Genomic DNA, 14,494 nt, shown 5'->3' on the forward strand with positions numbered 1-14,494 from the left:
TGCGTTATAAATTCTTTTCGGGCTAAACACCTGATTAAAATCGGTTGCGTCTCGTTCACGGAGCAATCCGGCATAACTTATTTATATGCGAAACTTTGTTTCGACAATCTACCCACATTTGGATGTATATACGATTGTTTGTTTTGAATTTATTATTTCTTCAAATATATAACTTAATACCGAAAATGCTGACATAATAAACTTTGGTTTTATATCTTTTCCAAAAGTAACTTCTTTTGATTTAAAAACTTTACAGGAAACCACAATTGCTGTTTTTTATTACAAATGCCCTAGCCCTGATAGAAGCGGCATCCTTTTTCTGGCTTTTTTTGCCAGAAAAAGATACAGCGGATAGCAGGAAACAGCTCCTAAAAAATATAATAATTCCACTAAAGTTTCTGGAGAAATTCCTTCTAAAAAACTCAAAATTTTAATGATAGAATTTTAAACAAAAATTTCGTAATTTTGCACTCCAAATAAAGGACTAAGAAAATGTTAGATAGACTTCAAATAGTAAAACAACGTTTCGATGAGATTTCGGATTTGATCATTCAACCGGATGTGATCTCGGATCAGAAACGTTATGTGCAGTTGAATCAAGAGTACAAAAGTTTAAAAGCTTTGGCCGAAAAACGCGATGAATACGTGATTTTGATGGCAAATATCGACGAAGCCAACGAAATAATTGCTGACGGAAGTGATGCCGATATGACCGAAATGGCCAAAATGCAATTGGAAGAAGCCAAGGAAAGATTGCCGGAATTGGAAGATGAAATCAAATTCATGTTGATTCCTAAAGATCCAGAAGATGCGAAAAACGTGATGGTGGAGATTCGCGCCGGTACAGGTGGGGATGAAGCCAGTATTTTTGCAGGGGATTTATTCCGTATGTACACTAAATATTGTGAAGGTAGAGGATGGAGAACTTCGGTTGTAGATATGAACGAAGGAACTTCTGGTGGTTTCAAAGAGGTAATTTTTGAAGTTAGTGGAGAAGATGTATATGGAACTTTGAAGTTTGAAGCAGGTGTGCACCGTGTGCAACGTGTGCCTCAAACGGAGACTCAAGGGCGTGTACATACATCGGCAGCGACAGTTATGGTACTTCCGGAAGCAGAGGAATTTGATGTGCAGATTGATATGAATGATGTTCGTGTGGATTTCTTTTGTTCTTCAGGACCAGGTGGACAATCGGTAAATACTACGAAATCGGCGGTACGTTTAACGCACATTCCAACCGGATTGGTGGCGCAATGTCAGGATCAAAAATCACAACATAAAAATAAAGACAAAGCATTTGGCGTTTTGCGTTCCCGTTTATACGAACAGGAATTAGCCAAAAAACAGGCTGAGGATGCTACAAAACGTACATCTCAAGTAAGCTCTGGAGACCGTTCGGCAAAAATTAGAACCTACAATTATGCACAAGGTCGTGTAACGGATCACCGTGTAGGATTGACTTTGTATGATTTGGGAAATATCATGAATGGTGATATCCAGAAAATTGTTGATGAGCTAGCATTGGTCAACAACATGGAAAAACTAAAAGAAGCAAGCGAAGTTTTCTAATAAAACATGATTAAATAATAACACTTACTTGGTTGTGAAAAACTAAATAAGTGTTTTTTTTGTGCTTTTGTTATGTTAAACGAATTAAAATCTTATTAAAATAAATACAATACCAAATTCAATATTAATCTAAAATCAATTTAATGAAAAAATCATTACTTTTTTTAATTGCTCTATTTTCAGTTATAACAGCAAATGCCCAGTCGTATATGGGGTATATTCCAGATAATTATGCAGGGGTGCAGGGAGTACTTTTTAACCCAGCGTCTATTGTTGATTCTCGTTTTAAATCAGATATCAATTTGTTTTCTACCAGCAGTTCCTTAAACAATGACTTTTATGGTATAAGTTTGTTTGACTTGTCGAAGGACTCTTATGATGCCAATAAAGACGGTGTTAGAACGCCTTCAAAAAACAATGGTGCCATCGTGTATTCTGATGTGATGGGGCCTTCATTTATGTTTAATATAGCTCCAAAACATGCAATTGCTATTTTTACTAGAGCCAGAGCGGTTGTCAATGCCAATAATGTAAATGGAGATTTATATAACGAATTGAAAGATGGTTTAGATGATGCCAGTGATTTTAATATTAATGTTGGAAGTCCAAATATGGCTGGGCATACTTGGGGTGAAGTTGGAGCTTCTTATGCCGCGGTTTTATGGCAAAGCAAACAGCATTTTCTAAAAGGAGGTTTGACAGCTAAATATTTAGTTGGAGGAGTTAATTCTTACGCTAAGGGAGATAACGTAACCTCGAAATTTGATCAAACCAATAATCCTTCAACAAGTACATTGGTAACTACAGGGACGCTTACTATCGGTAGCAGTCAGGATTTTATCACTGGAGATAAGGATGTTAAATTCGACCCTAACTCAAAAGGGTATGGAGCTGATTTTGGTTTTATATACGAATGGAGACCAGATTATGAGTCTTATGATTTGAACAACGCCAAGCCTGCCGACAATAATTTTAAAAACTTGAACAAATACAAATTGCGTTTTGGTTTGTCGATTACAGATATAGGATCTATTAATTATAAAAATTCAAAAATAGATTCATACAATATCAATGGGACAGTTTCTCAAAAAGATATTGATGATGCGGATAATCTTGGAGATTTTTTAAAGCTTCATTACGGAACTCCTACCACAGTGCGTAAAACAGTAAAAGCTAATTTGCCAACCGTATTGCATTTGGATGCTGATTGGAATATGTACAAGAAATTCTATTTGAACTTAAATGGAAATCTTAGTTTAGTAGACAAATCCGCTTTGGGTAAAACGAGTTCAGCGAATACTTTGATTTTGACACCTCGTTACGAAACCAGATGGTTTACATTCTCTCTTCCTATAAATTATATGGAATATAGCGGAGTGCAAGTGGGAACAGGATTGCGTTTTGGACCTATGTTTGTTGGGTCTAGTTCGTTAATTACGAATTGGCTTTCAAAAGAATCAAAAGCGGCAGACGTTTATTTTGGTTTTAAAATCCCTGTTTATCAAAAGAAATTCAAAGATAGAGATGGAGACGGTGTGATCGATAAAGTAGATGCTTGTAAAAAAGTAGCAGGTCCAGCAGAAAACAATGGTTGTCCTTGGCCAGATACAGACGGAGATTTGGTTTTAGACAAAGACGATGCTTGTGTAAACGTTGCAGGTCCAGTAGAAAACAAAGGATGTCCTTGGAAAGATTCAGATGGAGATACACTTTTAGACAATGTAGATGCTTGTCCTTCAGTTGCAGGTCCAGTAGAAAACAAAGGTTGTCCTTGGCCAGATACTGATGGAGATAGTGTGCTGGATAAAGATGATAAATGTCCTAACGAGAAAGGATTAGTTTCTAATGGAGGTTGTCCAGAGTTAGACGCTGATAAAGATGGTGTGTTGGATAAAGAGGATGAATGTCCTACTGTTCCAGGGCCAGCAAGTAATAAAGGATGTCCTGAAGTGACTAAAGAAGTGTTGAAAGAACTTAAAGTGCAAGCTAGAGCTGTATTTTTCGTGACAGGAAAAGCAGTTTTACAAACGGCTGATAAAGGACAAACAGACGGAAGATTGGATGCTATTAAAGAAATCATCAAGAATTATCCAAATGCCAAATTCTCTATCGAAGGACACACAGATAGCGTAGGGAATGCTAAAGCGAACCAAAAACTTTCTGAAGCTAGAGCTAAAGTAGTTATGGATGCTTTGATTGCCAAAGGTGTTAATGCAGAAAACTTGACGTATAAAGGATTTGGAGCGTCTAAACCTGTTGCTAGTAATAAAACGGCAAAAGGAAGAGCCGAGAATAGAAGAACCGAAGTGATACACGTAGGGACTATATACGAAGGAAAATTATAATTTTGATAGTATCAGTAATTAGTGAATAGCTTTTAGTGATTAGTTTAAAATCGGAAGTTATAATAGTAGTGTACTCGAAATAGGTACAAAAAAATAATGAAAATCGTTTTTAGTGATAGATTCCTATTTTTTATTGCAAACCATGGGCTAATCACTAAAAGCTAATCACTAATTACTGAATTTTGTTTTTAATTCTAAAAAAAAGCCGTTCTTAATTGAATGGCTTTTTTTATTTTTGCATGCTTTCTAATAAGTGAACTAATGCTCCTGAATTTAAGAGCTTAAAAAAAACAGAAATGACTACACAACAATTAATCGATCAAATTAAAATTAAAAAATCATTTCTATGCGTAGGTCTAGATGTAGATTTAAATAAAATTCCGAAGCATTTATTAGAACTGGAAGATCCTATTTTTGAATTTAATAAATCCATAATTGATGCAACTCACGACCTTACGGTTTCCTATAAACCCAATACTGCTTTTTATGAGGCGTATGGAATAAAAGGATGGATTTCATTGCAAAAAACTATAAACTATATCAACGAGAAGCATCCGGAAATTTTTACCATTGCCGATGCCAAACGTGGCGATATAGGGAATACGTCATCGATGTATGCCAAAGCTTTTTTTGAAGATTTAAACTTTGATAGCGTTACGGTGGCTCCGTATATGGGTAAGGATTCAGTGGAGCCTTTTTTGGCATTCGAGAATAAACACACGATTATGCTAGCTTTGACATCCAATGAAGGAGCCTTTGATTTTCAAACATTACAAGTGGATGGAAAAGAGTTGTACAAACAAGTGTTGGAAACCTCTAAAACTTGGAAAAACAGCGAGAATCTAATGTATGTGGTTGGTGCTACCAAAGCCGAATATTTTACCGAAATACGTAAAATTGTTCCTGATAGTTTCTTGCTTGTTCCGGGAGTTGGAGCACAAGGAGGAAGCCTTTCGGAAGTGTGTAAATACGGAATGAATGACAATGTAGGATTGCTGATCAACTCGTCTCGTGGGATTATTTATGCCTCTAACGGAACTGATTTTGCAGAAGTTGCCAGAGCAGAAGCTTTGAAAATGCAACAGGAGATGGAAGAAATTATTAGTTTAAAGTTTAAGGTTTAAAAGTTTCAAGTTTTTTCCGATTCGAGTATAATTTAACTGCAAAGTTCGCTTAGTTTTTTCGCAAGGTTCGCAAAGAGAATAATTTTGTGTTCATAGCGTAAACTATAGCGAACTTTGCAATTTATTACACAATCTAAAACTTGAAACCTGAAACAAAGAAAACCTGAAACATAATAAATGAAAACACTCATCGATCAACTCGGCACTTCTCATTCTTTTGAATCTTCGCCCAAGCGAATCATTTCTCTTGTGCCTTCTCAAACTGAATTATTGTATGATTTAGGTTTGGAAGAAAGCATAGTTGGAATCACAAAATTCTGTGTGCATCCCTATCATTTTAAATCGACAAAAAAAATAGTTGGAGGTACGAAGAAAGTGCATTATGACAGAATCCGTTTATTAGAACCCGATATTATCATTTGCAATAAAGAGGAGAATACCCAAGAAATAGTTGAAGAGTTGCGTAAAATTTGTACGGTTTGGGTAACCAATATCGCTACTATTGAAGACAACTTTCAGATGATTACCGACTTTGGACAAATTTTCAACCAAAGAACCGAAGCTCGGAAATGGAACGACAAATTGGCTTTTGCCTTGAGCGATTTTGAAAATTTCATAAAAGACATTCCCGTTAAGAAAGTCGCCTATTTTATCTGGAAAAATCCTTATATGGTAGCTGGTTCGGGAACTTTTATAGATGAATTATTACAGCTGAATCATTTTCAAAATCACTTCGCTTCGAAAAAGCGTTATCCAGAAATTGAACTTGATAAAATGGAAGAGGAAGGAGATCTGGACTTGGTTTTACTTTCATCCGAACCGTTTCCGTTCAAAGCCGAAGATGGTTATGAAATAGCAAGATGCGCCCAGAATGCGAAAGCTATTTTAGTAGATGGCGAAATGTTCTCTTGGCACGGAAGTAGATTACTCAAGGCTTTTGATTATTTTAAGTATTTGCATAGTAGTATTTGATAGAAAATAGAAAGAATCTAAAAATGCAAAAAATATAGAAAGTCTAACAATCCAAAATAGTCTAAAAATCGAAGAAGTCTAATAGGAGTCTGAAAAAAAACTATATTTGCCAAAAAAAACTATAAGTGATTAATTATACAATATATAAGAACGAGAACAGCGAGCAGTGGGTTACATTTGTGCATGGCGCTGGAGGAAGTTCATCTATTTGGTTCAAGCAAATTAGAGATTTTCAGAAAACCTACAATGTTTTGTTGTTGGATTTAAGAGGGCATGGTGAATCACAAACCACCTTAAAAACTGCTTTTAAACAAAAATATACCTTCTCTGCACTTGCAAATGACATACTGGAGGTTTTGGATCATCTTAAAATTCAAAAATCACATTTTGTAGGGATTTCATTGGGGACGATTCTCATCAGACAATTGGCCGAAATGTATCCAGACCGTGTAAAAAGTATGATAATGGGAGGAGCAATCTTGAAAATGAATTTTAGATCACAGGTTTTAATGCGTTTGGGGAATGCTTTTAAATACGTATTACCTTATTTGGTGTTGTACAAGTTCTTTGCATTTGTGATTATGCCCAAAAAAAGTCACAAACAATCGAGATCCCTTTTTATAAACGAAGCCAAAAAATTGTACCAAAAAGAATTCATCAAATGGTTTAAACTAACTGCCGAGATAAATCCCGTGCTAAAATGGTTTCGCCAAGTAGAATTAGATATTCCAACACTGTATGTAATGGGCGAAGAAGATTATATGTTTTTGCCTTCTGTTCGTAAGGTTGTAGAAAGCCATTATAGATCATCACAGTTATTTGTAATTCAAAATTGCGGACATGTGGTCAATGTAGAACAACCTAATGCTTTTAATACCGCTGTTTTGTCTTTTATACATACCAAATAATACCATTTTGTATATAAATTAATACAGAAATTATTTGTTATAAAAAAAAAATGCCTGTATCATATAGATGCAGGCATTTTTATAACTAACCAAAACCAATGTAATAAATAACCAGTTTATTACTCTGCAAAGATCAGTATATTGTTTATGTATTGTTGTTAAGGAATTGTTATTACTTATTTTTGAAAAGTTAAGATTTATCGTTAAATTTTAACATATTGATTTTTTTTTGACGCTTGTGTTTTTAACTAATTGATTATAAAATAATTGCGCTAAAATCGATTAGTGTTGTTGGTTACCATTCTAAACGAAAGACTAAGTTTGCAGTAAACCCTAAAGAGAGCTTGTCTATTCTCACAATAACAGGTTCTGAATCATAATTGATTTTATAACTTCTATTGATTGTGTTTTTGTGATTTAAAATGTTTAAAAAAGACATTCCTATTTTTGAGCGTACTTTTTTTTCGGCGGAATAATAAAATCGATAACTTGCAGAGCAATCCACGCGGTAATAATTAGGTAAAATGCTCTCATTAATACTACCATATTCTAAATCGTAGAGCGAGACTGCATCATTGGAATTTGTTGATGTAATTCCAATGGCTTGAGTGTAGGGAATTCCACTGCGCCAAATGAAACCTGTTGAAAATTCTAAATCATCCCATTTGTGGCTAGTAGACCATCTAAAATTATGTTTTGCATTAGTACTGGCACTAAAAATCTCGGGTTGAATACTTTCAAACAAATAATCAGTTTGTGATAAAGAGTATCCTATACTGCTGTTGAAATTTTTATATTTTTTCTGAATTAAAACATCCATTCCTTGCGCTATTCCTGAGCCAAAATGATACCATATCGTTTCTGGATCTGTTGCCGTTATTGACTTTGGATTGAGTATCGATATGTTGTTCGTTTTTTTGTAATAAATATCCATATCGATGTCCCAACCGTTATCAGAAAAAAGAATTCCAGTGCCAATTTGTTGCGAATCTACAATAGGAATATTCTCATCGTCAGACAATACCCATATTTGATTGCTCATTTCTAAATCATCCTCATTTAATTCTATAAATTGCCCGATGGCTTGGCTTCTTATTTCTCCAGAAAGCTTTGCTCTAAAATAACGGTTCAGTTGTTTTTCTATATAAAGTCTGGGTTCAAACTTAAAATTGGTATCGAATGAATAGCTATTGATTCTCAAACCAGCATTTATAAAAATGTTTTTTTCTTTGGTGTATTTGTATTCTGAAAATGCCGAATAGATCTGGGAATGGCTATTGTCATTGATTGTATTGATTTTAGCAAAATTGCCGTAAAATTGTTCTTCAAGATTATAGCCTACTTTATTTTGATTGAATTGTCCTCCTATGATTAGTAATTGATCCTCTTTTAGGTTGTAATTGAAGGTAAGATGTACGCCTAGTTCAGTTACATTGTTGTTTTTATAAACAAGTGTGTTGTAACCCTCGTCTTTTAAATCATGGGTGTATTCTGAAAGATAATCGGTGTAATATATTTTGGTTTCTTGTTCTAAAGTATTGCTCCATTTTTTTTGCCAACTCGCTCCTATGCTTTCATTTTTAGTTTTTAATTCATCTCTATTAGCAATCGTATCTTGTAAAATGGCAACATTATTTTTTAAATTGTTTTTTATGTTGAGGATATTAAAAGTGATTTTGTTGCTTTCAGAAGGTTTCCAAATTGATTTTAGATGAAAATCAAAAAAATAGAATTTGTTTAATAATTCAGTGTATTCTTCGTCAAATTCTTCATTAAATCCATTTTTAGCACTTAAAATGCGTGTGTTTTGAAAAACTTTTTCCGAAAAACTTTTGTAGGTAAACGTAGGAACAACATCGGTAAAAGATCTTCTAGCCGAAACAAAAACACCCAATTTGTCTTTTACAATGGGTAAGGCAATAAATCCATCAGCATGAATCATATTAAAGCCAAGTCCTCCGTTGATTTTTTTTGGAATTTCGTTTTCAGTTTGAATATCGATTACTCCAGAAATACGGTTGCCATATTGTGCGCTTGCTCCATTTCTGAAAAGGGTTGTTTTCTTGATAATGTACGGATTGAAAGCGGATAACATTCCAAAAAAATGGTCACTTTGATAAATATTCATTCCATCCCACAAAATGAGGTTCTGGTCGGATTTTCCTCCTCGAATATTGAGTTCCGAAACAGATTCACTGGTACTCATCACTCCAGGAATCCATTGTATGCTCTCTAAAACATCTGGGTCGGTAAGTCCTGGTAATAAATTTAATTTGCTTTGCGTTATCAAAATAGAACCATTACTCTTCCTTGAGATTCCTTGAGTCAAATAGTTCTGGATGATTACCTCTTCTAAAATAGTGGTTGACAATTGCAACGCTATTTTTATACAATCGGTATTAGCCAAGGAGGTAGCGGTTGTTTTTTGTTCGATGTAACTTCGGTGCTGAATAGCAATTACTTCGTTGGGTGCTACATCTTCTATCCTAAAATAACCTTCGGTATTGGTGTAGACAATTTGTTTTGTTGTTTCTAATCGTATTGCCGCATCGGCTATGGCTTGGTTGGTGCCTTTATCATAAAGATAGCCGCAAATTGTAAGTGCATTATTTTTTTTCTTGATAATAATATAACGATTGCTAACTAAATTGATTTCTAAATATGTTTGCTCTTCTAGTTTGTGGAGCAACTCTTTTAGATTACTCTCTTTTAGGGCAATAGTAATTTTTTTTCCGTCAATGGTTTCATCTTTATAGGAAAATCGCAAATCATATTTTTTTTCTAGATATTCAATAACCTCCTTAAAAGGAGTATTGTTGCTATTTATGGTGATATTCATTTCTTGGCAAAACGACATTTCTCCTATCAATAGAAAAATAAATAAAAAATATTTTTTTGGCATCTATTTGGGTTTTATAACAATGCTTTTTGGGTTTTCAATATCAAAAACTACGTCCATGGGTTCAAAAACGGTTTCAAGAGCCAAATGTAAATTGCTATGGGTAAAACTTCCTGAATACAATTGGGCTGTATTGACTTTGTTGTTTGTTATGACAATACCATATTGATTTTCTAATGCCCCTATGACTAAGTATAGCGGAACACTCTCAAAAGTACTTTCTCCTTTAGTCCAACGGGGAGTCTTCTCTGTTATTGTCCTTTTTTCGATTGAATTGGGTTGAATTCTAATCACTTCTCCTTTTGTTAACAGTACTGTTGTATTTTTATAAGGGTGTGATACTTCTACCTTTCCTTCGTAGCAACTTACTTCAAAGAATTGTTTTTTAGAGAGAATATTAAATTGTGTCCCTTTTACAGAAACGATTCCTTCGGGGGTGTTAACGGTAAATTTGCTTCCTTTTTCTACCTTAAAAAATGCTTCTCCATCTAGTGAAACTACCCTGTTTATTGACCAAGTTACTTTGTTAAAAGCTAAATGTGATTTTGAATTCAGATTAACCAAGGAAGCGTCAGGTAAATTTATAACAAGTTGTTCTCCAAAATTAGTATTGTAGTTGGTTTTGCCCTCGAAAACAAAAAACACCCCTAAAGCAATTACAATTGAGGCTGCTACGGCTCCAATCCAAGTCTTATTTAAGGTAAATACTTTTGGTTTGTGCGCGATTTTGTTTTGTATTTTCTTGAATACCTTTTCCTGTTTGAAATCAGGAACAGCTAAATTTTCTGTCTCTTCTAATATCTTAGCATAAGAAAGGTATTCAGGTGTTTTTTTGAAAGCTTCGAGTTCTTTCTCGGTTAATGAACCTTCGGCCCATCGAGCCAAAAAGGTATCGTCAAAATCTGAAATTTCCATGTTTTTTATTTTATTATACAACAGTTCAAAACGGGTTATCCCTACTTGTATGTTAAATTTCTACTATCGTTTTTCTTAAATTTACGAGTGCCAAGTGCATCCTTTTTTCAATGGCTTTGACGGATAAGTCTAAAGTCTCGGCAATTTCTTTGTAAGACCTCTTGTCGATTCGGTTCATTAAGAAGACTTCCCTTTGTTTCTCGGGCAAATTGGCAATGGCATTTTGTAGTTTATCTGAATATTGCTTTTCCTCCAAGAGATATTCAGGACTTTCATGTGTGTAACTCTTATGTGATTGTTTCTGATATTCTAAAACGACTTTTTTATGTGCTACTTCGTTTAGAAAAGCGTTATTGGCCACCGTGTAAAGGAAACTTTTTGCTTTTTCTATAGAAACTTTAGCACAATTATTCCAAAGTTTCACAAAAGCTTCCTGAACCAAATCTTCCGATTGGTCTAAATCTCCTGATTTGTAATAAATGAAATTCCGTAATGATTTTGAATAGCTTTTAAAGATAGCCTCAAACTGCTTCGATTCACAAACGGATGGATTTTTATCAGACATATTGAAATATAAGAGGCAAAGATATTAAATATAGCCTTAAAGTCTAAAGCCAATAAGTCTTGATTAATGTTGGTTCTGTTATTTGCAAAAGAGTTGATAGTCAAAATACTAATGAGGCTGTTTAGGATAAGTCCTTTCGGCATTATGACATTCAAACTTTTGACTTTTATAAGCAAAGAAAACAATTGAGTTTATATCAAATTAACGTAGGACTTAAAGAAGAACAGACGAAGTAAATTCGGGTCAAATTTTTGTTAGGCTGAGTTATAATACTATAAATCCGCAAGACTTAAATTATAAAGTCTTGCGGATTTCATTAATGCTTAATTTTCAAATTATTTTTTGTCCTGCAAAGCAAATACTTTTTTCAATACATCGGAGGTTCTGGCATTCAAATTGGTTCTGATGTTTTTCTCTTCAATGGTAATCATTTTAAATACTCCATCCAAAGCCTTATTGGTAACATAATCCGTAATATCAGGATTCACTTTAGATACAAACGGAATGGTATTGTACTGTTTGATAATTGATGTCCAAACCACATCGGCACCCACTTTCCCTATTGATTGTTGTACCACTGGACTAAACTTGGCATACAAAGCGGTCGAAGTCGAAGTCTGTAAATAAAGGGTAGCAGCATTTTCTTTTCCTAGTAAAATGCTTTTAGCATCTGTTATAGTGATATTTTTTATCGATGATACAAATATAGGTGTCGCTTCTTTTACGGCATCTTCGGCGGCTCTATTTAAGGCTAATATTCCCTCATCGGCTAATTTTGACAGGCCAATTTTTCGTAATGTTTTGTCTACTTTGGCTAATTCTTCGGGCATTAAAATCTTTACGGCTTCATTTCTATAAAAACCATCCATTGCGGTTAGTTTCGACACTTGTTCCGTTATTCCTTTATTTAAGGCTTCTTTTAGACCCGCGGCAATGTCTAAACTGTTGTTTGTATTAGTTACTGCATTGATTTTATTAGATGCTTTTGTCAATATATCTTTAAACTGGGCATTACTTATAGCTGGTAGAATAAGGAGTAGGAATAGGGCTTTCTTCATTTTATTTTATTTTTTTTCAAATGTAAACAAACATTATTTACTAATGAGGAGCAATTTGCTAATGAAATGCTAAAAAAACGATTAACTTCATTTGTAATAATCACTTTTGTTTATTTATTATATTTGTAATTGATTGAAAAAAAGTGTGTTGTGGTGTTTTTAAAGAGTTAATGATAGAAAATATGGGTAATTGCCAATTTTTGTATTTATCAACACAAAATCTAAAACCTAAAATCTTTATGAATATACTAGAATTAGAATTATTATCTGATGATATTCTTAAAACGGAACTTTTTTATAACGAAGTTTTAGGATTGGAAACAATATATAAAGATCATTCCAGTATTTCATTTAATGCTGGGGTAACAAAGCTGACTTTCCGATCTTCCATAAATGTAAAACCAGTGTATCATTTTGCATTTGATATACCCAACAACAAATTGTTAGAGGCTTTTGCTTGGATAGAAAAGAAAACGGAAATCATGTATGTCATTCCGCCCGATAAAATTGCCGATTTCTACAATTGGAATGCCAAGTCTTTTTATTTTTATGACAATAATGGAAATATTTTGGAATTCATAGCGAGAAATGATTTGGATAACGCTTCTCAAAAACCGTTTGATGGTTCGTCAATTCTTTCGGTTAGCGAGATTGGGTTGGTTTCTGAAAATGTAGTGATACAATGCGAGGAACTGTTTGATAAATATGGACTTACCGCTTATTCAAAACAACCGAAACTAAATAAATTCATTGTTTTGGGAACCACAACAGGGCTTTTTATTCTTGTGGAAGGAAATCGAGATTGGTACCCAACGGATAAAAAATCTAAATCATTTTGGACAAAAGTGGTTTTTGACCACAATGGAGAAACACAAGTATTGGAAGTTTTAGAATAGCAGTATAAATTCATTATGTTCAATTAGTTGAGTCTTTTTTTACTAGAAACCAAATCTGTGGTAATCTGTGCAATCTGTAGCAAAAATTATTCTTTGGGATTAGTCACGATAGTTATATTTCATAAAATTATTTTTTCGATTTTTTTCGGAAACTGCTTGTTATTCAATAGCATTAAATCGCATCAGTTATTTTTTTAATTTTTTTAAAATAAAAAGTAGGGTTTTTTATTAGTGGTCTGTTTTATATAAAACGAAGTCTAATATAAAAACAAATAGTAATGAGAAAATTAAAAAACTTAACGTTATTGGCAATATCATTTGCCTCATTAATTGCATTTAATTCCTGTAGTGATGATAGTAACAACGATACAGTTCCGCAAAGTACTGTTGATACTACTAATGGTACTGGAGGAAACGGAAATGCAGAAACAACTGAAAAAGGAAGTATAACGCTATATAGAATTGAAGGCGAAAATATCGTTAAAGTTGAAGATTATAAAGTTACGGGGCAAGATTTAGAGTACCAAAAAGACACTCAAAAGCATCAAGAAATATGGAGTTTGGTAAAAAAAGTTGTGCCAACGGAATATAGAACCAAAATGAGTGAATTTTTAATTTACAACGGTACGGCTGATGGTACGGCTGGTTTTGTTATCGAAAAAAACTCAGATCTAACCAAATGGAAAATGGGAATTGCCATTAATTATTCAGATGACAAACAAGAATTAATCTATACGATCATTCACGAGTTTGGACATATCTTGACTCTTAACAACGAGCAAGTTGATCCGTCGATTAATGAAAGTTCATGTGCTAATTATTTTACTGGCGAAGGTTGTGCCAAAAGCAATTCTTATATTTACAAATTGCAGAGTCAATTTTGGGGAGACATTTGGAGCCAATTCATAACAGCACAAAAAGGAGGAGAAAGCGAATTGCAAAAGTTTTACACTAACAATAGCACCCGATTCGTCACTCAATACGCCGCTACCAATCCTGGGGAGGATATTGCAGAAGTTTTTGCAACATTTGTTACCAGAAACACTGGTGCTAACGGAAATTCTATTGCCGAGCAAAAAATACAATTAATGTACAATCATCCTGAATTGGTTACTTTAAGAAACTATATCCGAAAAAATTTAAGTTATACAGCAAGAAGTTTAGGTGTTAGCACTGCTTTACCAGCTCCTGGTAGTTGGAAAAAAGCAAATTCATTTGGGAACCCAACGAAATCGCACTAATT

Annotated in this window: 11 protein-coding genes; 7 read left to right on the top strand and 4 right to left on the bottom strand. The window is 33.9% G+C overall.

The window, feature by feature from the left end; genetic code table 11:
* The first annotated feature begins 492 nt into the window (after positions 1-492).
* The 5 genes from prfA to FNW52_RS19060 all read left to right on the top strand — a co-directional run bounded on the left by prfA (position 493) and on the right by FNW52_RS19060 (position 6,918).
* Entirely contained in the window at positions 493-1,569 is a 1,077-nt protein-coding gene (prfA, locus tag FNW52_RS19040) for a peptide chain release factor 1 (protein ID WP_116763738.1), read from the top strand.
* 143 nt (positions 1,570-1,712) lie between these two features.
* A complete protein-coding gene (locus FNW52_RS19045; protein WP_143379060.1) occupies positions 1,713-3,914 on the top strand; it encodes a DUF5723 family protein in 2,202 nt (733 codons plus the stop codon).
* A 296-nt stretch (positions 3,915-4,210) separates the two neighbouring features.
* Positions 4,211-5,038, top strand: a complete 828-nt coding sequence (gene pyrF / locus FNW52_RS19050) for an orotidine-5'-phosphate decarboxylase (RefSeq protein ID WP_143379061.1) — start codon at positions 4,211-4,213, stop codon at positions 5,036-5,038.
* A gap of 177 nt (positions 5,039-5,215) precedes the next feature.
* A complete protein-coding gene (locus tag FNW52_RS19055; protein ID WP_143379062.1) occupies positions 5,216-6,010 on the top strand; it encodes an ABC transporter substrate-binding protein in 795 nt (264 codons plus the stop codon).
* Between the two features lie 125 nt (positions 6,011-6,135).
* A complete protein-coding gene (locus FNW52_RS19060) occupies positions 6,136-6,918 on the top strand; it encodes an alpha/beta fold hydrolase (RefSeq protein ID WP_143379063.1) in 783 nt (260 codons plus the stop codon).
* A 295-nt stretch (positions 6,919-7,213) separates the two neighbouring features.
* Here FNW52_RS19060 and FNW52_RS19065 read toward each other — a convergent pair whose 3' ends face one another.
* The 4 genes from FNW52_RS19065 to FNW52_RS19080 form a co-directional block, all read right to left on the bottom strand.
* The gene (locus tag FNW52_RS19065) at positions 7,214-9,820 is read right to left on the bottom strand and encodes a TonB-dependent receptor domain-containing protein (protein WP_143379064.1); all 2,607 of its coding nucleotides are present in this window, start codon (positions 9,818-9,820) and stop codon (positions 7,214-7,216) included.
* Positions 9,821-10,732 carry a FecR family protein gene (locus FNW52_RS19070; RefSeq protein ID WP_143379065.1) on the bottom strand — a complete coding sequence of 304 codons (912 nt, stop codon included), beginning with the start codon at positions 10,730-10,732 and terminating at the stop codon, positions 9,821-9,823.
* Between the two features lie 52 nt (positions 10,733-10,784).
* Positions 10,785-11,297 (bottom strand): RNA polymerase sigma factor, encoded by a 513-nt coding sequence (locus tag FNW52_RS19075; protein ID WP_143379066.1) that lies wholly within the window; start codon positions 11,295-11,297, stop codon positions 10,785-10,787.
* Between the two features lie 335 nt (positions 11,298-11,632).
* Complete coding sequence (locus FNW52_RS19080) at positions 11,633-12,355, bottom strand: DUF4197 domain-containing protein (RefSeq protein WP_143379067.1); 723 nt, start codon at positions 12,353-12,355, stop codon at positions 11,633-11,635.
* 239 nt (positions 12,356-12,594) lie between these two features.
* On the opposite strand from FNW52_RS19080, the gene FNW52_RS19085 reads away from it, so the two are divergent.
* Both FNW52_RS19085 and FNW52_RS19090 read left to right on the top strand, forming a co-directional pair.
* Positions 12,595-13,251 carry a VOC family protein gene (locus FNW52_RS19085; RefSeq protein ID WP_143379068.1) on the top strand — a complete coding sequence of 219 codons (657 nt, stop codon included), beginning with the start codon at positions 12,595-12,597 and terminating at the stop codon, positions 13,249-13,251.
* Between the two features lie 278 nt (positions 13,252-13,529).
* On the top strand, positions 13,530-14,492 hold the full coding sequence (locus FNW52_RS19090) for a putative zinc-binding metallopeptidase (protein ID WP_143379069.1): 963 nt from the start codon (positions 13,530-13,532) through the stop codon (positions 14,490-14,492).
* Positions 14,493-14,494 lie beyond the last annotated feature (2 nt).

Origin of the sequence: Flavobacterium sp. ZT3R18, from assembly GCF_007097385.1 — a bacterium.
Taxonomy (GTDB): Bacteria; Bacteroidota; Bacteroidia; order Flavobacteriales; family Flavobacteriaceae; genus Flavobacterium.

What these genes read in the sequence shown, in the direction of transcription:
- FNW52_RS19045 (WP_143379060.1), top strand. Translation starts at nt 1,713, where the DNA reads ATGAAAAAATCATTACTTTTTTTAATTGCTCTATTTTCAGTTATAACA.
- FNW52_RS19070 (WP_143379065.1), bottom strand. Translation starts at nt 10,732, where the DNA reads ATGGAAATTTCAGATTTTGACGATACCTTTTTGGCTCGATGGGCCGAA.
- FNW52_RS19090 (WP_143379069.1), top strand. Translation starts at nt 13,530, where the DNA reads ATGAGAAAATTAAAAAACTTAACGTTATTGGCAATATCATTTGCCTCA.
- pyrF (WP_143379061.1), top strand. Translation starts at nt 4,211, where the DNA reads ATGACTACACAACAATTAATCGATCAAATTAAAATTAAAAAATCATTT.
- FNW52_RS19080 (WP_143379067.1), bottom strand. Translation starts at nt 12,355, where the DNA reads ATGAAGAAAGCCCTATTCCTACTCCTTATTCTACCAGCTATAAGTAAT.
- FNW52_RS19075 (WP_143379066.1), bottom strand. Translation starts at nt 11,297, where the DNA reads ATGTCTGATAAAAATCCATCCGTTTGTGAATCGAAGCAGTTTGAGGCT.
- FNW52_RS19065 (WP_143379064.1), bottom strand. Translation starts at nt 9,820, where the DNA reads ATGCCAAAAAAATATTTTTTATTTATTTTTCTATTGATAGGAGAAATG.
- prfA (WP_116763738.1), top strand. Translation starts at nt 493, where the DNA reads ATGTTAGATAGACTTCAAATAGTAAAACAACGTTTCGATGAGATTTCG.
- FNW52_RS19085 (WP_143379068.1), top strand. Translation starts at nt 12,595, where the DNA reads ATGAATATACTAGAATTAGAATTATTATCTGATGATATTCTTAAAACG.
- FNW52_RS19055 (WP_143379062.1), top strand. Translation starts at nt 5,216, where the DNA reads ATGAAAACACTCATCGATCAACTCGGCACTTCTCATTCTTTTGAATCT.